The organism is Paenibacillus riograndensis SBR5 (genome assembly GCF_000981585.1).
GTDB lineage: Bacteria > Bacillota > Bacilli > Paenibacillales > Paenibacillaceae > Paenibacillus_AQ > Paenibacillus_AQ riograndensis.
Window position 1 is genome coordinate 5,744,272 of record NZ_LN831776.1, and the last position, 19,738, is coordinate 5,764,009.

The following is a 19,738-nucleotide window of genomic DNA, read 5'->3' on the forward strand; positions in this document are numbered from 1 at the left end:
GCTTGTGCCGGAACTGAAAACCCGTGATAACCCCGCTATTTGTTCTATTTCCTTATTCCATACCCGGCAATCTTCCGGTACATGGTCGATTTTCCGATCCCCAGCATCTTGGCTGCGGTGACAACATTGCCACCGCATGTTTTTAGCGCACTGCAGATGCTTTCCATCTCTATCTGCTCCATTTTTTTGCCGGCCCCCTCCGCTGAAGGCTTCTCCGGTACCGCTGCATTACCGCTGTTGGAGTGTTGCAGAAGCGAGGTCCGTGCAGGAGGCAAATCCAGATGGGTAATCTCCGCAGAGCTGCATACATAATAAGCCCGCTGCACGGCATTCTGAAGCTCGCGCGCATTTCCCTGCCACTCATAGCTCTGCAAGGCTTCCAGAAAGGAGGGGCTGAACCGCTTGGCCGGGCCGGGATGATCACGGTTGCACTTCAGCAGGAACAGCCTTGCCAGCGGGGCGATATCCTCCCTGCGTTCCCTTAGCGGCAACAGCTTGATATTGATTACATTCAAGCGGTAATACAAGTCGCTGCGGTATGATTTCCGGTCCACTTCCTCCGCCAGATCGCGGTTGGTGGCTGCAATGACTCTTACATCCAGCGTCCGCTCATGCTTGCCCCCGATTCTGCGGACCTTATGGTTATCCAGAACACGGAGCAGCTTTGCCTGAATCTCCAGCGGCAGTTCCCCGATTTCATCCAGAAAAATAGTCCCTCCGTGCGCCAGCTCAAACTTTCCCGGATTGCCTTCCCGGAGCGCCCCTGTAAAGGAGCCCTTCTCGTATCCAAACAGCTCGCTCTCTACCAGATCTTTGGGGAGCGCAGCACAGTTGATGGCAATAAACGGACCGCCGGCCCGCAGACTCGCATTATGAACCGATTGGGCAAACAGCTCCTTGCCGGTTCCGCTCTCCCCTTCGATCAGCACTGTACAGTTGGTCTTCGCGATCCTCTGGGCAAATGCGATTTGCCCCTGCATATAGGAATTGTCCGTGATGACTTCCGCGAACCGGTAGTTCGCTTTGAAGCCGGCCAATTGATTGACCTCTTTGCGCACCTGCCCGGCTTCCCGGATCGTGAGCGAAGCGCCCAGAATCTTGTCATCGAAGGTGAACGGATAGATGTTTACCATACAATCAATTTTGTTGCTGCCTACGGTGAGCGTACAATCGGCGTAGCTTAAATTCCGTTCGCCGGCGAACACACTCTCCAAATCGACTTCTTCCAGCAGCTCTTTGATACGCAAGGTTTCCATTTGCTCCAGGCTGAGCATAAAGATCGAGGCCAGCCTTTCATTATAATGCCGCACGCGGTATTCGGTATCAATAACAAGCAGCCCGTCCTGCATGGACTGGAATACGGCATGCATCATTTGGCTGGCCTCCAGCATATGGAGCTGCTTCTCGATACTGCTGACCGCCGATACAACAACGCCGAACGTATGGGCATGAACATCCTCTGCCTTGCCTGACAGATCCAGGCATCCGATCACGTTGCCCCGGCTATCATGAACCGGTGCAGCCGAACAGGTCCAGGCATGATGCGACGTGCAGTAATGCTCGCTGCCCAGCACCTGAACCGCATCATTGACAGCCAGCGCGGTACCCACCGCATTGGTGCCTACGCTGAGCTCATCCCATTTGGCCCCTTCCACGAAATTCACCTTGACACATTCCGGTTTAAGCTCCTTATTGAGTACCGTGTGCAGAAGAACACCGTCCTGATCGGTCAGGACAATTGCATAGACCGTATCCTTGATAATCTGATAGATGCTGTCCATGACCGGCTTGGCAACGGAAAGAAGCTGCTTCTTCTCCTGCAGGCGGAAAGCCAGCTCCTCTTCTGACACCTGCATTCCCTTGCCGCACATCGGATCGACTCCGGCCTTACGGCATCTTCTCCATGAAGCGGCTATGACCGGCTTTGTCCCGGCGGCACACTCACCGCTGAATATGAAATGTTTCCAGTTTCCAAGCGATTCCGTATTGCTGATTCGCATGTCTACAGCTCCTTTCCATCGCCCGCAGTGTCTATACCGGATATTCACGTCTGCCGGGAGCAGAGGCGATCCGCATGGATTCCCTGTACTTGGCAACCGTCCGGCGGGAGATGACCGCGCCTTGCTCAAGCAGAAGCTCAGCGATCCGGCGGTCGCTGTAGGCTGCCTGCTTATCCTCTCCCTCTATAAGCTCACGGATGACCCGCTTCAGGGCATCCGGCGTCCAATCGCTGTCTTCCCCCGTAATTCCGGAAGGAAAAAAATATTTCAGCTCAAAGGTTCCCCATACACATTGCATATATTTGCCCCGGACCGCCCGGCTTACCGTGGACTCATGAAGCTCCAGCTCTTCGGCTATCCTGCCGAGTGTTAAGGGAACGAGATAATCCTGTCCTCTTTCAAAAAAAGGCCGCTGCAGCTTCAATATGGCGCCGGCTACGCGGCACAAAGTCTTCTTGCGCTCCTCGAGGCATCTCATGATCCAGCTTGCCTGTTCATGCTTCTCCTGCAAATAGCGGCGCGTTTCTTCGTCACCGCTCAGGCTGAGCAGGCGCTGATAGCTTTCGGCAAGGGTAATCTGCGGGCAGGACAAGGGATGCACGGCGGCTTCGTGCGCGCCGTTCTTCTGCATAACGTACACATCCGGTACAATGTACACCGTTGATTCCCCGTTATCCAAGGCATACGCGGGACGGGGGTTTAAAGATTTAATCGTACTGTATGCTTCCTGAACCCTTTTTAGGGAAGTGTTCAATTCTTTGGCGACACGGACCAGCTGATTGCCGCCCAACTGCTCAAGATGGTGTTCGATCAGCAGCCGTAATAAAGGCGTCAATCTGCCGGAGTGCTCCAGCTGCAGCAGCAGACATTCCTGCAAATTCCTGGCGCCGACTCCGTAAGGCTCCAGGGACTGGACACGTCTCAGTCCGGCTTCGATAACCTGACAGCCGACTCCCAGTCCGGCTGCAACGACCTCCACCTGTTCCGCAAAATACCCGTTGTCATCCAAGCAGCCAATCAGATAGGCCGCAAGAGGCCGTTCACTCTTGGTCAGCGGCAGCAGCGCCAATTGCGACCGCAGCTGATCCTGCAGACTGTGCCGGGGACCTGCCGCATACTGCAGCAAATGCTGCGTGCTTTTAGAGCCCTTAATGCTGCTGCCGCCCCAGGAATACTGCACCTCAATCAACGGATTTTCCTCTGACAACCGGTGTACATATTGGTCCAGCTCTTGCGAATCCATTTGCAGCACCTCGACGGATTGCCGCAGCCCGGGAGACAAACCCATTTTTTGCTTGGTATCCATAACCAGCCTCATTTGCTCACCCCTTAAACTGTATGCGCTTACATATCCTTTCTCTATTATAAAACGCCACATAGTCTAATAAAGACAAATACGATGAACTTAATATGACAATCCGCAGGCAAACCGGGATCGGCATACTTTGTTCATCGTATTGGATTTGCTCCTGAGGATGAAAGACTATCCGTTATTCGTGAAGATGAATGGCCCGGCCATGAACGGCATGTGCGGCTTCGTGCAGCGATTCCGCTACAGTCGGATGGGCATGAATGGTGGTCACGACTTCCTCCAGTGTTGCTTCAAGGCGAATCGCCAGCGCTCCTTCCACAATGATGTCTGTTGCCCGTGGGCCGGCAATGTGCAGCCCCAGAATTTCATCATTGCCGGCGTCCACAACGTATTTCACCAGTCCGCTGCTCTCACCCATAATCATGGATTTGGCATTGGCCTGAAGCGGGAATAGGCCTGTCTTCACCCGGAATCCCTGCTGTTTGGCCTCCGTCTCCGTCATTCCCACGGATGCCAGCTCAGGCCGGGTGTAGACGCAGGAAGGAACCGTTCTGAAATCAACCGGCGAAGGCTCGCCCATAATCGCTTCCGCAGCAATAACCCCTTCGGCGGAGGCTACATGAGCCAGCATGATTCCTCCGTTGCAATCCCCGATCGCATAGATGCCCGGTATGCAGGTTTCCATTTTCCGGTTAACCTGGATTGCCCCGCGGGTAAGCTGCACCCCGATGTCCTCCAGTCCCAGGCCCGCAGTCACCGGCCGCCGGCCGATGGACAGCAGCACCTTATCCGCTTCTATCACATGGCTGCCGTTCCCGGAGGAAGTGACTACCCGCAGTCCCGCCGCCGTCTGTTCAATTCTCTCCACCTTGGTCTCTGTGTGCACCTCAATGCCGGAGCTTGCGAATTCCTTCCGCAGGCATTGCACAATATCGCCGTCCATGGCTGCAATCAGTTCGGGCAGCATCTCAATAACCGTAACCTTGCAGCCCAGGCTGCTGTAGACACTGGCGAACTCGCAGCCGATGACCCCTCCGCCAATAATGCAGAGGCTTGGCGGTACCGCAGGAAGCGAAAGTGCTCCATCGCTTGTAATGACTCCTTCCAGCCCGGCACCTGGAATAGGCACGGAGGACGGCTCTGAGCCTGTGGCGATAATCGCCCGGTCGAAGCCAACCGTCCGGACACTGCCATCGGCTGCGGTGACTTCCAGCTCGCGGGCGCTGATGAATTTGCCTGAGCCGCTCAGCCTGGCAACCTTGTTTTTGGTGAGCAGCGCCTCAATGCCGCCGGTGTTCATTCTGATGATCTTGTCTTTGCGTTTCTGCAGCTGGCCCCAGTTCACAGAGACGTCCGCAGCCTCGATCCCAAGCGCCTTACCCTCCCGCTTCAGATGAGTGTACAGTTCCGTGGTATGAAGCAGCACCTTGGTTGGAATGCAGCCGACATTAAGGCAGGTTCCGCCCAGAGCCTTTTTCTCTACAAGTGTAACTTCCGCTCCCAATTGCGCAGCCCGTATCGCAGCCACGTATCCGCCCGGGCCGCCTCCAAGCACAACGATCCTCATGGTTCTCTCTCCTTCTATGTTTTGTGAGCATCCACTTCAGAAGCTTAGGCCTATCACAGCAGCAGCAGTGCCGGGTTTTCCGCATAGGCTTTGATTTTTTGCATAAATTGCGCCGCAACCGCCCCGTCCACAGCTCTGTGGTCAGCGGTCAGGCTGAGGTTCATCAAGGGTCTGATGACGATCTCACCATTGACGGCAACCGGAGTGTCCACGATGGCATTGACGCCCAGAATGGCGACCTCAGGCTGATTGATAATCGGCGAAAAGGACTCCATGCCGTACATGCCCAGATTGGTAATGGTGAACGTGCCTCCGGTCAACTCCTCGGGGGTCAGGCTGTTATTTCTGGCTCCTGCCGCCAGCCGTTTCACTTCCTGCGATATTTCAGCCAGTCCCTTTTGGGCGGCGTTCTTGACCACAGGGACTATAAGTCCTTCCTCCAGTCCCACGGCTACTCCAATGTTGGCATAATTCCGCAGCACAAGCTCCGTTCCTTCAACAGAACAATTCAGGAGAGGGAACTCCAGCAGTACCTTGGCTGCAATGCTGACCAGCAGATCAGTATAAGTAACCTTGAGCGTATCCTTCAGCTGCTGTCTCAGCAGACCCAGGGCGGTTGTATCCAGCTTCATATTGTAGGTCACAGCCGGAGAAACCGCCTGGCTCTCCAGCATCCGCTTGGCGATAATTCTGCGCATGCTGTTCATCGGCACCCGTGTGACTTCCTGTATGGCTGCCTGTACCGCCGGCTGTGCAGTTGTCTTAGTAGAGGCTGCCGCGAAGGAACGGATATCCTCCTTCATAATTCTTCCTTCCTTATGAAGCCCGGAAGGATCAATGCCGAGGGCTGCTGCTTCTTTGGCTGCCGCCGGAGATATTTTCACTTTGGCCGCGGCTCCGCTGCCGCCTTCTGCGGCATGCTTGCGCACATCTCCTGCGGTAATTCTGCCCTGCGGCCCGCTCCCTCTCACCTGCTGCAGCTCAACGGACAACAGCGCGGCTGTCTTCTTCGCATACGGCGAAGCGATGATACGGCCACCGGCGGCTGGAACCGCCGCCTCACCTACAGCAGCCGCCCCATCCGCCGGGGGGCCTGCCTGCTCAGGTGCGGGCGCCACCGCCGGCGCGCCGCCGCCAAGCAGAGCGGAGATGTCCTCATTGGCATCGCCGATGACCGCCACCGGCTGGAAGATGCCCACAGTGCCTTCTTCTACAATAATTTTCCGCAGCACTCCGCCAAGCTTTGCTTCAACTTCATTGGAGATTTTGTCCGTCTCCACATCAAACAGGATTTCCCCTTGGGTCACGGTGTCCCCCTCGGCTTTTCGCCAATTGGAGATTGTCCCTTCGGTCATAGTGAGCCCTAATTTGGGCATAACGATAAGTTCAGCCATTGTGCACCTCCGCAAGTTTGCTTATTGACGTTTCTTGGGCCGGGTCAGAACATGCTCTTGATGCCCTGAATAATATCATCCGCATTTGGCAGCACATAAGCTTCCAGGGCCGGAGAATATGGGACGGGGGTGTCCAATGCGCCAATCCGGACAACAGGAGCGTCCAGCTCATCAAAACACAGCTCTGAGATCATAGCGGACAATTCGCCCCCGTAGCCGCCGCGCTTCACTTCTTCGGTTACCACAAGCGCCCGGTGCGTCTTGGCGACTGAGCTGAATATCGCTTCCTTGTCCAGCGGATAGAGTGAGCGCAGATCAATAACCTCTGCTTCAATCCCCTCTTCAGCCAGTACTTTTGCGGCATTTAGCGCATCATCCACTTGCTTGCCGTACGTAATAATGGAAACGTCGCTTCCTTCTCTCTTGACACTGGCCACGCCAAAAGGAACCGCAGCAACCGTGTCGTCCACCTCGAATTTCTTCGAATACAGAACCTTGCTCTCGATATAAACCACCGGATTGTCATCTTCAATCGCAGTCAGCATCATGCCCCAGGCATCCTGGGCATTGGATGGATAGACCACCTTGAGTCCCGGCACATGCGTAACCCAGGCCTCCAGCGACCCGGAGTGCTGTGCCCCCGCACTGATTCCGCCGCCTGCCGGCAGCCGCAGCACGAGCGGTACGGAGATTTTGCCGCCGAACATGTATCTCATCTTGGCAGCCTGATTTACCAGTCCGTCCATGCCAAAGGTCAGAAAGTCAATGAACATCAGCTCAGCCACGGGTCTCAGCCCTGTTGCGGCAGCCCCCACGGAAGCTCCGACAATAATTCCTTCAGAAATCGGGGTATCCCGTACCCGCTCCTCGCCGAATTCCTCCCAGAGTCCCTTCGTTACCCCAAAGGTTCCTCCATACGGCCCGACATCCTCTCCAAGCAATACCACATTCGGGTCCTCCAGCATTTTGCTGCGCATTCCTTCACGGATTCCTTCACCATAGGTCATTTTTCTCATCTGCTTCTAGCCTCCTCCACGATATCGGAATAAATCCCTTGAACCGAAGCCTCCAGAGCCGGATAACCGCTGGCAAAAGCGAAATCAAGCGCCTCCTGGATCTCCCCGTCAACCTCATCCCCGATTTGTTTTAACTCGTCCGCCGTCATCAGCTTGTTCTCCGTAAGGTACTTTTCAAATCTGGGGATTGGGTCCTTTTGCAGCCAGGCCTCCACTTCTTCCTTCGGTCTATAAGCTCCGGGATCACCTTCGAAGTGGCCATGCTGTCTGTACGTTTTGAATTCCAGCAGGGTAGGGCCTTCGCCGTTTCTCGCCCGCCGGACCGCCTCTTGTACATGTTCATACACCGTAATCACATCGTTGCCGTCCGCCGTAAAGGAAGGCATGCAATAGCCCTCGCCCCGTTTCGCAATGTCCTTGATCGTCTGATGTCTGGCCTGGCTGACCGATATCCCGTAGAGATTGTTCTCGCATACAAAAATAACCGGCAGCTTCCATAGGCTTGCTAAATTCATCGCTTCATGAAAAGTGCTCTGATTCGTGGAAGCGTCTCCGAAAAAGCACACGCTGACCTGATCGCTTCCCCTGTAACTTGCGCTCCACGCCGCTCCGGTTGCAATCAGGTGGCCCGCACCGACAATTCCGTTGGCGCCGAGTATGCCCAGCTCCGCATCCGCGATATGCATCGAACCGCCTTTGCCTTTACAGTAGCCGGTTTCCTTGCCGAACAGCTCTGCCATCATATATTTCAGATTTCCGCCCTTGGCGACGATATGTCCATGCCCCCGGTGGGTGCTCGTAATATAATCGTCATCCCGCAGATTGGCGCAGGCCCCGACGGCGATGGCCTCTTCCCCGATGTAAAGATGGACAAAGCCCGGTATTTTTCCTTCTGCAAAAAAGGTGGATGCCGTCTTTTCAAATTTCCGGATACTCAGCATCTTCCGGTACATCCCGCTAAGCAATTCTTTTGAAATACGCAATTGAATCCCTCCTCTTGATTTGGCCCTCACCTATATACAGAGCAATTTCCGTGCCAACTTTGCAAAATTCTCTATTTTTATTTTTTCATGCGGATTCTCTGAAATTACAGCCGCCAGAGGGGTTAACCCGCCGGTTGAACGGCGGATGCACAAAAGCACCCTTTCCCAAAAAGGGAAAGGGTGCGCACGGGTTTTCCCATTCCGGGAAGTTTCCCGAAATGGGAATGCGAAAGCTTTTAAATTAACCAGCACTTTGGCGAATTTTGTACACCTAATTCCTGCCTGTTCACCACATACGGCCGCTTTTTCGGACTCATTTTATCTAATAATAAATACGTAATACAGCATCCTCATCCTGCAAGCCTTCAATCCGCTGAACCTTCTCTTGGCCGCCAGGTACAATTACTGAGGTGATGTCGGATAACCCTGCTTCCTGAATCCTGGCTATATCAAATTCCAGCAGCAGCTCCCCCTGCTCAACCGTCTGCCCTGTCACAACATGGGGCACAAAACCTTCACCTTTCAGCGATACCGTGTCTACCCCAACATGAATGAGAATCTGTATGCCGGCTTCATTTTCCAGCAAAATTGCATGATTGCTTCGATTCATGATATGGGATATTTTCCCTGAAAAGGGTGCCCGCACCTCTCCTTTAATAGGTTGAACAGCAAACCCTTCCCCCATAGCTTTCGTAGAAAACGCTTCATCCGGGACTTGCTCAAGACCCACTACTTGTCCGGGGACTGGGGAGATAATATCCAGGGTATTTTCTTCGATTTTGTTTTTTCTCCAGCCAAACATTTAATTCTCTCCTCGCTGAGTTAGGTCTCCGGCAAGTTTTTCAATTCATTAGTCGCCTTGCGGGTTCTCGTAATTTTATCAATAGAATCGTTAATATTAATTGAGGCGTATGCATAATACAGCACATCCACGACAAAAAACTGGCTATGCTTGGAACTGGTTGCCGCACTTCTCACCTTTGCTTCAGGAGCAAGTGAGGTAAACAGATTGAAATCGCTTATATCCGATAACTCGCTGCGGCCAAACCCGGTAAAGCTAACGGTGGTCAATCCGCTTTTTTGGGCAAATTTCATCAGCTCCAGCACTTCCTTGGTCGCAGCGCTATACGAAATTCCAATAAATACGCTTCCTTTGGGTGCATTAGCCATACTCATGGTGAGTACATGGATATCATGAAACGCATATACATTTTTCCCCATCCGGAGCCATTTTTGGGCAATGTCCTCTGCAACCAGTGCCGATGCGCCAATCCCGTAGGCAAATATGACGGGGGCCATGTACAGGCTGTGCGCCACTTTTTCAATCATAGCTACGTCAAGCTGCCCTACGGTATCCTTGAGAGACTGGATCACATTAGATAAAATTTTATCGACGATCTCCGCCGTATTTTCATTTTTATTTAAATCGAAGTAACCGGTTTTTTGCCCTTGAGCCAGATCTGCCGACAAAGCTACCTTTAATTCGGGGAAGCCCTTCAGGCCGATTGAACGGCAAAAACGCACGACTGACGCACTGCTGGAAAGAGAACGTGCTGCCATTTCCTGTACGGACATAATCATCGCTTCTTCCGGGGACTCCAGTACAAAGCGCGCTACCTTTTGCTCGGATTGTGTTAATTTTGGCATCACATTTTCAATTCTTGATAAAATTTGACCCACTCCGACACCCATACCAACACCTCCGTAATGACGTGAACAATAAATTTTATACCTTAATATTATTCACAATAGGATGCCGTGGCAAGAAACCGAAAGGGAAGCCTGTGCTTATGCAGCAGCGGCAGCAGGGGAATATCCCTTTGGGCGACATAGCCGATGACGTTAACCCGTTCATCGGCGGGCAAAGGCTGGAGGACAATCTGAAATTCCCCGCGGTACCGTAGATATTTATCATTATCGATCGTTAGCGCTCCGGCTGGACGTTCCACGGTATGCTCCGGTAGAATGCTTCCCCTAAAGTGATGCCGCGCTTCCTCTGAACGAATTACGTCACGTGCTATATCCGGACGGTTATGGTGGACTGCCTCCCATACATGTGATGGCCTTTGCTTCTCAACGCCCAGTAACACTGCTCCTTCATTCCAGGCAAGAAATTGCTGCATCGTCCAGGAGCTTACCGATAAATCGCCAATAAGAACATGATCCACAAAGCACTCCTGCACTAATTCCAAGTAACCGGCAAAAGGAGACAGATGACGATGCTTCTCCAGGCTTGGCAGCCCCTCATGCAGCGGGCCTCTTAAATCCCCGTCCCCGGGAATAAAGGCAGCAACGGTTAAGCCTTGGGATTGCAGCCAGCGGTTCTGGTTCTGGAAAATGGTCAGCTCAAGACCTGTCTCCGGTCTCGGATAATAATTATGCCAAGCCTCCAGGGAAGCGAAATTCGCCTGCTGCCCGCGCAAGCCGTCCAAAAATGCCTGATCGATCGTACTCGCATTCAAAGCAACACGCCATTCGTGGGTCAGCCCGGCAATTTCAGCAATCTCCATGCCGTTATCAATTCTTAATCCGGTAACCCCGCTGTCTTTCAATTGCTGCAGCGAGAAATGCTCAAAGGTTCTTGGAGACACATCCACCATGAAAAGCATATTGTGTTTGCGGGCAAACTGCCCGATACTCGTCAGCGGCTCCAGCAGCTCCCGCGGGTCCTCCTCCGGAATCTGCAGCGAAGTAAAAATCGAATTGAATCCATTCAGCTGCATGTAGCGCAAATATTCCATTGTCTTATCAAGGCTCTGCTCAGTTAGTGATACCAATACACCACTCACTTGCTCACACTCCTTTGTGCCGGATCGTTATTTATTGGTTCAGGCTTCCTTTGCTTGACGGGCTTCCTTTGGCGTACCGAACAAATAGGTACAGATAAATCCAAAGAAGTATGCTGTAATCAATCCCAGCAGGTACACCCACCATTTACCGTCAGCAATCAGCAGCAGCATTTCGATACCCGACGCGCCAATGGACATAGCGCCTACATTGCCAAAATATCCGATGACCGCACCACCAAACGCACCGCCCAGACACGCAGTTACGAATGGCTTGCCCAAAGGAAGGGTTACGCCATAAATCAACGGTTCGCCGATGCCAAGCACACCTACAGGCAAAGCCCCTTTAATAATGCCCGTAAGCTGCTTGTTCTTACGGCAGCGGATCCAAAGTGCCAGCCCCGCACCTACCTGACCTGCCCCGGCCATGGCCAGAATCGGCAGCAATATGGTCATCCCGGTCTGGGCAATCAATTCGATATGAATGGGTGTCATGATGTGATGCAGACCAAGCATAACCATAACCAGCCAGATTCCGCCGAGGAAAAAGCCTGCAAACGCACCGCCTACAGATAATATCCAGTTAACGGCTACCAGCAGATTGTCGGCAACAAACCCGGCTAATGGCATGATCAAAAAGATGGTCAGCAAGCCGGTTGCCAGTACACTCAGAAAAGAAGTAACAATCAGATCGATGGAGTTAGGCATGATTTTATGCAATCTTTTTTCAATCAAGGCTAAAATCCAAACCGCCAGCACAACACCAATGATACCGCCTTGCCCGGCGATCAGCGGTTCTCCCGTAAATAAATTGTGGATAGGCAGCTCCGGCTTCATCCCGGTAAGAAGCGTCGCACCGCCAATTACACCGCCTAATGACGGGCTTGCACCAAATACTCTGGCAGAGTTGATGCCCACAAAAATCGCCATATAGGAGAAGATGCCGTTTTTGATGACATTGAGGATCAGGTTAAATTGCGCCCAGCCTTCACCGGACAGATGTCCCGCTGTAATGAAATTGCCGATCACGGAGGTAATCCCCGCCAGCAGACCAGCCGCCACAAATGCAGGTGCCAGCGGAATAAAAATGTTTGAAATCGATTTCAGGAAGTTTTTCACAGGCGTATTGTTTTTTTCCTTATATTTCTCTTTATTCTTAGCCGCAAGCTGCTCTGCCTTCTCTTTGTCGCTTAATCCGTTTATCCGGCTATCCGGGTTCGGGAATGCATGGGCAGCCTGTAAGGGAACGGGTTCTCCCAGCTCCACTCCGCTGATGTCGGCAAGCACCCGGGAGACCTTCTCCACCAGGCCGGGGCCGACAATAATTTGCAGTGTAGATTCCTCGATTACGCCTATTACACCGGGAACACGCTTCAAATCCTCAATGCTCGCATAGCTTTCGTCCCTTAAAGTGATCCGGACCCGCGTCATACAGTGGGTAATCAATTCCACATTTTGAATCCCTCCCACCGTACTCAAAATGCCATGTGCCAAATCCTGTTCCTTTGACATGGTTATTCCCCCTTGTGGTGTTGTACCGCCTGACGAATAAATCCTCCCGCTTCCTGCAATCTTTGCTGCGCCTCTTCAAGCCCAAGTCCCGCAAGCAGCATCACTACAGCTACTTTGACCTGATGATGGCTTCTTTCATAATAAATGGAGGCTGTATCCATATCGCAGCCTGTGATCTCGCTAATGATCGATTTGGCTCTGATCACCAGCTTCTCATTGGTCGGCTGCACATCCACCATTAAATTGCTGTAAACCTTGCCTATGCCGATCATGGCTGCGGTGGAAATCATGTTCAGCACCATCTTCTGGGCGGTTCCGGCCTTCAAGCGGGTAGAACCTGTCAAGATCTCCGCCCCTGTCAAAATTTCGATCGGGTATTGTGCATATTTACTGATCTCTGCATCCGGATTGCAGGACAAGCTGGCCGTAGACGCCCCAATCCGGGCAGCATACTTCAATGCACCGATGACATACGGTGTCCGCCCGCTGGCGGCTATTCCCAGTACAGTATCATTATGCGTCAGATTCAGCTGTTTAAGATCAGCTTCACCTTGTTCCCCTGAATCCTCCGCACCTTCGACTGCCAGTCTGATTGCCGTTTCTCCACCTGCGATCAAGCCCTGCACCATGTCCGGACCGGTTCCAAATGTAGGCACACACTCTACGGCGTCGAGAATCCCCAATCTTCCGCTTGTTCCTGCCCCGGTATAAATCAGACGTCCACCCTGCTTGAAGCTTCGTACCACACAGGTGACTACCTTTTCGATCTCCCCCAGCTTTTCTTTCACTGCCAGGGATACCTTCTCATCCTCCTCCTGCATGAGCTTGAGTACAGCTGCAGGGGATAACTGGTCCAGCTCCAAAGTCCGTTGATTCCGTGTTTCCGTGGTTAGATTCTCCAGCAAAATATTCATCCTTTCCTCTAAACTAATCCTTCTTTATTTATTTGGCTGGCCCTATTATAGCTCGCGTGTAATTTTATTACAAGATGTTTGTCAACTTCATGTAATATTATTTCAAAATTTTCACCCGGTTATAATACCGGATAAGGCCTCCATCATGCTTGCATGCAGCCAATCTGTAGTTCGTCTGTAGCGGCGGGAAAGGAAGGCGAGAAATAAAAAAGACCGGCAGGAATACCTGCCGATCAAACTTGTATATTCAATAAGGTTACTCAGAGGCGTAATTTCACGAAGAATAACAAATATAATAAATAAGGCAATCCTATTGCGGATAGTATTGTGATTACAGCACGTACTTTTTTCTGATCCCGTAATATTAGCAGTAAAAACTTATAACCTATTACACCAACTAATCCACCCACGCAATTTAGAATTATATCATCAACATCTGCTGCTCCGATGCCTAAAAGCCCCTGAGTAATTTCAACAAATAAACTTACTATAAATATTAATAGCAGATTGGTTGTTGCTCTTTTATCTTTTTTGAATAATGTCAAATAGGTGCCAAGAGGAATAAAGATCTCTATATTGCCAACCACATTAGCAAATGAGAATTTTTTAATAGCGGCAGAGCTGCTAAATAAATATTCCATTATGCTATTAAAAGGAATGAGATTGATTGACCTGACTATCGTTCTTTGACTATTAAACAAATCCAAATGCGAAACTCTGGATAATAACAATAATTTAGTTAAAAAAAGCATGTAACAAATGAAAACTCCAGATAAAAAGACCGTTTCAATTCTCTCTCGTTTATTCATAATACCTGCTTTCTTTGCTTACATCTTCGGCAATTCAATCCAAAATAAGACGCCGTCCGGGGTGTTTTCCAAAGCGAAACCAATGTCCATTGCTTCTAGCGTTCTCTGAACAATGGTCAGTCCCAGGCCGCTCCGTCCGTTTTTTCGGCTCCGCGCCTGATCTACACGGTAGAATGGGGCAAATAGCTTCGGCAGAACCGCATCGTCAATCCTCGCCCTTGTGTTCAGTACGCAAAGGCGGTATTGGTCAGCAACAGGCTTGCTCCATATCCGAATCTCGCCGCCTCCAGGAGTATTCTGCACCGCATTCAATATGATGTTGGAAAGCACCTTCTTTAACATTTGAGGATCAGTAAAGCAGGTCTGACCTTCAAGAATATTCATAACCATACGCTGACCGTTTGCCTCAGACAATGTCCGGTAATTAGGCAGCATGTCAGCAACTATATGTCTTATATCCAGTCTTTCAGGAACGGGTACGATTTTCCCATTGTTCAGATTCATAATTTCCAGTATTTCAGAAATCATTTTGCTCTGCGCATCCATCATCTTCACGCATTCGCGCAGGTATTTGGGGTGGTCTTTGTAGTCGCCTACATTTTCAAGCATTCCCTCCAACAAGACGCTTGTGGCTGCGATAGGCGTTTTGAGTTCATGGGAAGCTGCCGAGAAAAAATACCGCTGTGTTTCCTCGAGCTCGCGTTCCCGTAAGATTTCGTCCTCTAATTTGGAGATAGTGTCTTTCAGCTTGTCGTACATGGAATGAATGTCGCGGGCTAATGTGCCAAGTTCATCTTTACGCTCCGGCAGGGGCGGGACTTCTTCGAGATTAGACATCTTGCTTGTATTATTCGCCAAAGTTTGGATTGGTTTCGTCATCTGCCGGGCAAAGACAAACGCGCCTATGACGCAGACGGCAAGCATGGCAGACAACATAACAAGCGCACGCGCAATCCACTTATCATAGTTCACCGCAAAAACGTCATCTCTCAAAGCGTGAAAATTATAGTCTTTGTTGAGATTCACAAGAATCGTGGAGTTCTTGCCGCCAGGGGGCTGCTGGCCAATAGCGATGCCGGATATATCGGCACCGGGCGTTTTGTAAATAATGTGTCCGGCTTTATCTCTGATATAAAATTGAAAAGATGGGTCTCTTTCATAGAAGCGTCTTGCCAATTCAGTGATGTCGTCTTCCCCTTGCGACTGGTCGGCCATGCGCTGAAAGGTGTCGCTGATTCCCTCCATTCGGAGACGTGAGAAGTAGAACATAAGCTGTTGCGAAAACAGGGCTGCCGTCGCACCGACCAACAATGCCGAGAAAATTATGGTGTATATGAATACCTTGATGAATATACCGCTTCTCTTCATGTCGCTTCTTCCTCCAACCGGTAACCTACGCCGCGAACCGTCTTGATGATATTATCAGGCAACTTCGCCCGCAGGTTTTTGATGTGGGTATGCACGGTGCTGCCGTCACCGTCAAAATCATAACCCCACACGCGGGATAAGATAGTTTCATGAGATAGCGTCCTCCCCGTGTTCTGAACCAATAACATAAGGATTTCAAATTCTTTTAATGTCAGGGGCACTTCCGTGCTGCCGTAGATTGCTTTAAAATCCTCCGGCAGAAGCGTCAGCTTGCCAAAGCGGATTTCCCGCGCCAACGCCCCGCTTCGCCGGAGCAGGGCTTCCACACGTTTCAGCAGAAGCTGGATTTTGAACGGCTTTGTCACATAATCGTCCGCTTCGCCGTCAAACGCCCGGATTTGATTATCGTCGTCTGAAAGAGCGGTCATCATCAAAACAGGCGTATTATTCAGCTTGCGAAACTCCCGTAAAAGCTCGTGACCACTTAGGCCTGGCAGCATGATGTCGAGAATGACAAGGTGGTAAACATTATCATAAAAGTTTTTAAGCGCTTCGCTGCCATCTAGGCAGGCGTCTACTTTATATCCGGCTTCGCTTAAAAAGGTTTTGACGGTATTACATATATGCTCGTCATCCTCGACAAGCAGAATTCGTATGCCCATAAATATCCCTCCTGAAAAAAGATAGCACAGTAATCTGTAGTTTGACTGTAGATTTAAGATTTTTTTCGCCCAAGAGCGCTCAAAGCGCATATCGGATTGCCCATTGTGCATTTTTGCCCTTTGGGCAATAATAGAATATATAAAAAAGAGCCCAGGCAGTTGTCTGTGCTCAAGAAAGGAGGACGCATGGAACTTGAATCCCAAGCCGACGCTGCGTGACAAAAAAAAGGAAGCCACTGCCTATGCCTTGGCTGAAGCTGCCTTTGAGCTTGCGCTTGAACATGGAATGGACGGCTTCATCGTTGACGATGTTGTCCTGAAGGCCAACTTTTCCCGGCGGACTTTTGCCAATTACTTCTCTTGCAAAGAGGAAGCGGTAGCGGAGTATTTTATCGGTAACGCTTCAAAAGAGGACAGGAATATGCTGCTCAAGGATTTGCCTCCGGATGCAACACCGCTGGACGCCTTGTACAACCTGCTCAAGCTGCAGTTTACCTCTGAGTTTCTGTATAAATTACGGCAGTTCGTATTGCTCGCGAATCAGTATCCATCTCTGGAGCCTTATATCCTCAGCGTATTCCGCCGCTTGCAGATCGCCGCGCAGGAAACGCTCGAACAGTTCTCCCATGGACGCTATGCAGACGGGTATACCCATCTGCTTGCCGGAGCTGTCTACGGAGCATTCGTGCCTATTCTGGACGGGCGGCTAAACGTGCTGCTGCCGGGTGAATCACAGGAAGAGGACTCTGGCGCTATGTCATTTGACCAATACTTAAATTCTATGTTTGCTTATTTACACAACGGCTTCTAAATCAGAGATACAAAGGAGAAACCAATACATGTCAACTTTTCTGTACCGATTAGGTAAATCGGCTTATTCCAAGCCGTGGTATTTCCTCGCGGCCTGGATCGTCATTCTTGGTGTCGTAGGAGCCTTGCTTGGCGCCAATGGCATAAATTCCAGCTCCGAAATGAAAATTGAAGGCACGGAATCGCAAAAAGTGCTGGATAAGCTGGCTGCGGAGCTTCCCGCCGCTGCCGGCGGACAGGCGAGCGTCGCCTTCACCGCACCGGATGGCGAACGTCTGGACACACCCGAGCGGGTAGCGCTGATCCAGAAGGCTATCAATGATGTCTACAGCATGGACTATATCATCAACCCCGCCGAACTGGCCGCCGAAGCTGCGGCAGCTGCTGCGGCTCAAGCTGGAGCCGCAGACCCGGCGGAGGCCGGACAAGCGGCGGCGGCGAACCCGGCAGCGGCCGGACAGGCTGCGGCGGCGGACCCGGCGGCTGCTGGACAAGCGGCTCCGTACGGCCCGCTCATGGCGAACGGCGTTCCGGTTCCCGGTGTCATGCTGTCCGCCGACGGCAGCATCGCGCTGTTCCAGTTCCAGTTCACCGTACAGCAGACGTCGCTGCCCTCTTCCGTACCGGATAACGTCATCAAAGCTGTGACTGCGGTCGAGCAGGCAGGCTCCGGCATCACTGCGATTCCGAGCGATTCGCTGAAAAGCACGCCGTCCATCGGATCGACGGAGGCGGTCGGTGTTGTCGTCGCCGCCGTTGTGCTGTTTATTACGCTTGGCTCGGTTGTTGCCGCCGGGCTGCCGCTGATCACCGCGCTCCTCGGTGTTGCGATCAGCGTTGGGGGCGCTTTTGCCCTCTCTAATCTCATCCAGATGAATGACATTACGCCGATTCTTGCGGTCATGATCGGTCTGGCGGTCGGCATCGACTATTCGCTGTTTATCGTGAACCGGCAGCGCCGGTTGATTCTTGATGAGAAATTAAGCGCCCGCGAAGCGGCAAGCCGGGCGGTTGGCACCGCCGGCAGCGCCGTATTTTTCGCCGGACTGACCGTCATTATCGCCCTCTGCGGTATGCTGGTCATCGGCATTGGATTTTTGTCGACGATGGCTCTGGTTGCCGCTGTCAGCGTTCTGGTCAATGTCCTGCTGGCGCTGACCCTGCTGCCTGCGCTGCTGGGCCTGGTCGGTGAACGGATCTGCACCGCCAAAGCCCGCACGAAAAAAGCGGCTTCAGGTAACAATGCCCACCACGGCTTCTCACACCGCTGGGCAAACGCTACGGTGAAATACCGCTGGGTCATCATTATTCTGGTGGTCCTGGTTCTTGGAACGGCGGCGATTCCGGTAACAAAAATGGAGCTGGGCATTCCATCCGGCGCTTCGGCAAATCTGGACACCCCGGCACGCCAAAGCTATGACATTATCTCCAAAGGCTTCGGCGAGGGCTTTAACGGACCGCTTCTGCTTGTAGCTGAACCGAAAAACCCATCCGGTAAAATTTCGCTGGAGACGCTGGGCAAGCTGGTTCAGGGGCTGCAAATGCATGATAACGTCACGCTGGTGTCCCCAATGGGCGTCAACGCAACCGGCGATATCGCCATCATCAGTCTGATCCCGAAAACCGGCCCGACGGATACAGAGACAAGAGAGCTGGTGCAGGAGCTGCGTGATCCCGCCTCCAGCCTGGCATCCGGAAATGAACTGACGCTTGGTGTGACCGGCTTCACCGCCATCAACATCGATATGTCCTCCAAGCTTTCCGACGCATTCCCTGTATACATCGGTATTATCGTTATCCTGTCGCTGATCATCCTGCTGCTCGTATTCCGGTCGGTCATCGTTCCAATCAAAGCAACGGTCGGCTTTATTCTCAGCGTCCTTGCCACCTTCGGCCTGACTACAGCTGTCTATCAGTGGGGATGGCTGCACTCTCTGTTTGGTTTTGATACCGGAGGACCGCTGCTCAGCTTTATGCCGATTCTGGTCACTGGCATTCTGTACGGGCTGGCAATGGATTATCAGGTTTTCCTGGTCAGCTCCATGCGCGAGGCTTACGTCCACGGACGCCATGGCAAGGAAAGTGTCGTCCACGGCTACGATCTCGCCAGCCGCGTTGTGCTTGCCGCAGGCATAATCATGGTTTCCGTCTTCGCCGGGTTTATTTTTGCCCCTGACGCGATGATCAAACAGATCGGCTTCGCGCTGGCCTTCGGCATCCTGATCGATGCTTTCATCATCCGTATGACGCTTGTTCCGGCCGTAATGGCAGTCTTCGGCGACAAAGCCTGGTGGCTGCCGAAATGGCTGGACCGCCTGCTGCCGAACCTCGATGTCGAAGGCGATAAGCTGATCGCCAAGCTTCATGCCGAGGGCGGAGATACGAAATAAAATCCCCCACAAAGTGGAGCCTGCATAGAAGCTAATTCAGATACTTTGCGGGGACCCAATGTAAAGAGCAGAGCCTGCGGACAATGTCTGCCGGCTCTGCTCTTTTTACAAACTGAAGATAGTCGAGTGTTTATGAGGACTGCACTTTCTGTTTAATTGCACTTTGTACAATAGAAAGCCGGGCATTCTGCGCCGAATCGCATTCTGCTGCATTT

General features: G+C 51.9%; 16 protein-coding genes. 2 read left to right on the top strand and 14 right to left on the bottom strand.

The genetic code is table 11. The annotated features are described in order from the left end of the window. Nucleotides 1–44: 44 nt before the first annotated feature. From PRIO_RS24420 to PRIO_RS24485, 14 genes are all read right to left on the bottom strand, one after another. The gene (locus PRIO_RS24420; RefSeq protein ID WP_020433193.1) at nt 45–2,000 is read right to left on the bottom strand and encodes a sigma-54-dependent Fis family transcriptional regulator; all 1,956 of its coding nucleotides are present in this window, start codon (nt 1,998–2,000) and stop codon (nt 45–47) included. A gap of 31 nt (nt 2,001–2,031) precedes the next feature. Beyond that, on the bottom strand, nt 2,032–3,306 hold the full coding sequence (gene rpoN / locus PRIO_RS24425) for an RNA polymerase factor sigma-54 (RefSeq protein ID WP_167345662.1): 1,275 nt from the start codon (nt 3,304–3,306) through the stop codon (nt 2,032–2,034). A gap of 184 nt (nt 3,307–3,490) precedes the next feature. Next, nucleotides 3,491–4,879: a dihydrolipoyl dehydrogenase gene (lpdA, locus tag PRIO_RS24430; RefSeq protein WP_020433189.1), complete on the bottom strand. Its 1,389-nt coding sequence runs from the start codon at nt 4,877–4,879 to the stop codon at nt 3,491–3,493. 53 nt (nt 4,880–4,932) lie between these two features. Continuing rightward, nucleotides 4,933–6,273: a dihydrolipoamide acetyltransferase family protein gene (locus PRIO_RS24435; protein ID WP_020433188.1), complete on the bottom strand. Its 1,341-nt coding sequence runs from the start codon at nt 6,271–6,273 to the stop codon at nt 4,933–4,935. A gap of 44 nt (nt 6,274–6,317) precedes the next feature. After that, the gene (locus PRIO_RS24440; RefSeq protein WP_020433187.1) at nt 6,318–7,289 is read right to left on the bottom strand and encodes an alpha-ketoacid dehydrogenase subunit beta; all 972 of its coding nucleotides are present in this window, start codon (nt 7,287–7,289) and stop codon (nt 6,318–6,320) included. Further along, nucleotides 7,286–8,242, bottom strand: coding sequence for a thiamine pyrophosphate-dependent dehydrogenase E1 component subunit alpha (locus PRIO_RS24445; protein WP_046507369.1), 957 nt, complete (start codon nt 8,240–8,242; stop codon nt 7,286–7,288). Before PRIO_RS24445 ends, PRIO_RS24440 begins: the two co-directional genes overlap by 4 nt. Nucleotides 8,243–8,594: 352 nt before the next feature. Continuing rightward, nucleotides 8,595–9,074, bottom strand: coding sequence for a PTS sugar transporter subunit IIA (locus tag PRIO_RS24450; RefSeq protein WP_020433185.1), 480 nt, complete (start codon nt 9,072–9,074; stop codon nt 8,595–8,597). Nucleotides 9,075–9,094: 20 nt separating this feature from the next. Beyond that, nucleotides 9,095–9,964, bottom strand: coding sequence for a MurR/RpiR family transcriptional regulator (locus tag PRIO_RS24455; protein ID WP_020433183.1), 870 nt, complete (start codon nt 9,962–9,964; stop codon nt 9,095–9,097). A 47-nt stretch (nt 9,965–10,011) separates the two neighbouring features. Then, complete coding sequence (locus PRIO_RS24460) at nt 10,012–11,061, bottom strand: DUF871 domain-containing protein (protein ID WP_020433182.1); 1,050 nt, start codon at nt 11,059–11,061, stop codon at nt 10,012–10,014. A 39-nt stretch (nt 11,062–11,100) separates the two neighbouring features. Continuing rightward, on the bottom strand, nt 11,101–12,570 hold the full coding sequence (locus PRIO_RS24465) for a PTS transporter subunit EIIC (protein ID WP_020433181.1): 1,470 nt from the start codon (nt 12,568–12,570) through the stop codon (nt 11,101–11,103). Between the two features lie 2 nt (nt 12,571–12,572). Beyond that, on the bottom strand, nt 12,573–13,484 hold the full coding sequence (murQ, locus tag PRIO_RS24470; protein WP_020433180.1) for an N-acetylmuramic acid 6-phosphate etherase: 912 nt from the start codon (nt 13,482–13,484) through the stop codon (nt 12,573–12,575). A gap of 260 nt (nt 13,485–13,744) precedes the next feature. Beyond that, entirely contained in the window at nt 13,745–14,293 is a 549-nt protein-coding gene (locus tag PRIO_RS24475) for a VanZ family protein (RefSeq protein WP_046505108.1), read from the bottom strand. Between the two features lie 18 nt (nt 14,294–14,311). Next, nucleotides 14,312–15,661, bottom strand: coding sequence for a HAMP domain-containing sensor histidine kinase (locus tag PRIO_RS24480; RefSeq protein ID WP_020433816.1), 1,350 nt, complete (start codon nt 15,659–15,661; stop codon nt 14,312–14,314). Continuing rightward, nucleotides 15,658–16,323: a response regulator transcription factor gene (locus PRIO_RS24485; RefSeq protein ID WP_020433814.1), complete on the bottom strand. Its 666-nt coding sequence runs from the start codon at nt 16,321–16,323 to the stop codon at nt 15,658–15,660. The genes PRIO_RS24480 and PRIO_RS24485 overlap by 4 nt, the downstream gene beginning before the upstream one ends. 193 nt (nt 16,324–16,516) lie before the next feature. Between PRIO_RS24485 and PRIO_RS24490 the strand changes: the two genes are divergently transcribed. Next, nucleotides 16,517–17,134, top strand: coding sequence for a TetR/AcrR family transcriptional regulator (locus tag PRIO_RS24490; protein ID WP_020433813.1), 618 nt, complete (start codon nt 16,517–16,519; stop codon nt 17,132–17,134). A gap of 28 nt (nt 17,135–17,162) precedes the next feature. Further along, nucleotides 17,163–19,523, top strand: coding sequence for an MMPL family transporter (locus PRIO_RS24495; RefSeq protein ID WP_046505113.1), 2,361 nt, complete (start codon nt 17,163–17,165; stop codon nt 19,521–19,523). The last annotated feature ends 215 nt before the right edge of the window (nt 19,524–19,738 follow it).

Bases quoted from the DNA above. Each gene is read 5' to 3' on its own strand.
- PRIO_RS24420 (WP_020433193.1), bottom strand. From the start codon at position 2,000: ATGCGAATCAGCAATACGGAATCGCTTGGAAACTGGAAACATTTCATA.
- rpoN (WP_167345662.1), bottom strand. From the start codon at position 3,306: ATGGATACCAAGCAAAAAATGGGTTTGTCTCCCGGGCTGCGGCAATCC.
- lpdA (WP_020433189.1), bottom strand. From the start codon at position 4,879: ATGAGGATCGTTGTGCTTGGAGGCGGCCCGGGCGGATACGTGGCTGCG.
- PRIO_RS24435 (WP_020433188.1), bottom strand. From the start codon at position 6,273: ATGGCTGAACTTATCGTTATGCCCAAATTAGGGCTCACTATGACCGAA.
- PRIO_RS24440 (WP_020433187.1), bottom strand. From the start codon at position 7,289: ATGAGAAAAATGACCTATGGTGAAGGAATCCGTGAAGGAATGCGCAGC.
- PRIO_RS24445 (WP_046507369.1), bottom strand. From the start codon at position 8,242: ATGTACCGGAAGATGCTGAGTATCCGGAAATTTGAAAAGACGGCATCC.
- PRIO_RS24450 (WP_020433185.1), bottom strand. From the start codon at position 9,074: ATGTTTGGCTGGAGAAAAAACAAAATCGAAGAAAATACCCTGGATATT.
- PRIO_RS24455 (WP_020433183.1), bottom strand. From the start codon at position 9,964: ATGGGTGTCGGAGTGGGTCAAATTTTATCAAGAATTGAAAATGTGATG.
- PRIO_RS24465 (WP_020433181.1), bottom strand. From the start codon at position 12,570: ATGTCAAAGGAACAGGATTTGGCACATGGCATTTTGAGTACGGTGGGA.
- murQ (WP_020433180.1), bottom strand. From the start codon at position 13,484: ATGAATATTTTGCTGGAGAATCTAACCACGGAAACACGGAATCAACGG.
- PRIO_RS24475 (WP_046505108.1), bottom strand. From the start codon at position 14,293: ATGAATAAACGAGAGAGAATTGAAACGGTCTTTTTATCTGGAGTTTTC.
- PRIO_RS24480 (WP_020433816.1), bottom strand. From the start codon at position 15,661: ATGAAGAGAAGCGGTATATTCATCAAGGTATTCATATACACCATAATT.
- PRIO_RS24485 (WP_020433814.1), bottom strand. From the start codon at position 16,323: ATGGGCATACGAATTCTGCTTGTCGAGGATGACGAGCATATATGTAAT.
- PRIO_RS24495 (WP_046505113.1), top strand. From the start codon at position 17,163: ATGTCAACTTTTCTGTACCGATTAGGTAAATCGGCTTATTCCAAGCCG.